The organism is Italian clover phyllody phytoplasma str. MA1 (assembly GCF_000300695.1).
Taxonomy (GTDB): Bacteria; Bacillota_I; Bacilli_A; order Acholeplasmatales; family Acholeplasmataceae; genus Phytoplasma.
The window spans coordinates 1-711 of record NZ_AKIM01000068.1 but is presented as its reverse complement, the minus strand read 5'-3'; the positions used below and the strand labels follow the sequence as shown (position 1 = coordinate 711).

Genomic DNA, 711 nt, shown 5'->3' with positions numbered 1-711 from the left:
ATTTTAAAATAAAAAGTTGTTTAAAAAAAGGAAAAAGTTCAAATTAAAAACTTTTTAAAAATATTTTAATTTGCAATATGATTAGATATGTTAAAATAATAATTGCATGAAGAAATTTTATTTCAATTATTGATAAAAATTAAAAAAAAGGAGTTTTATAAATGTTAAAAAAATTATTTAAAAATAATTATTTATTTTTCTTGATGTTAATAAAATTAATTATTATTTTTTCCTTATCAACATTTAGTAATAAAATTTTCGCGCACAACACAAAGAATATACAACAAAAATCATCTGGTGAAATTTTAGAAGTAAAAAATAAGAAATTTAATTTTATGGATTGTAAAAATTTTTCTCTCATGGTTTTAAACAGAATTAATTTATTTAATTTAGGGATAGCAATAGATACTGATGATATTAAAAAATTAAATGATATTACTCAAAAATGTTCTGATATAATTATTTGTACATCTTCAAATAAGTTTAAAAGTCAAATATCCGTTCAAGAATCTTCAAATATAAATTTATTAACAATTGTAAATAATTTTAAAAAAGTTATTATGAAAAATTCAATTTATAATAGTATCGAAATTCATGATACTTTTACAAATTGGAATCAGTATTTTGAAAATTGTTGTGATATATTATTCTCATCTATCATCGAATGTAGTGAAACATATTCAGATGATGAATCTGAGTCTATTTTAATTT

1 protein-coding gene is annotated in these 711 nt (G+C 17.7%); it reads left to right on the top strand.

Going from position 1 to position 711, the window contains the following annotated elements; all coding sequences use genetic code 11:
• Window positions 1-161 precede the first annotated feature (161 nt).
• Window positions 162-711 (top strand): hypothetical protein (locus tag RI01_RS02495; RefSeq protein ID WP_034735215.1); only part of this gene is annotated, 550 nt, incomplete at its 3' end.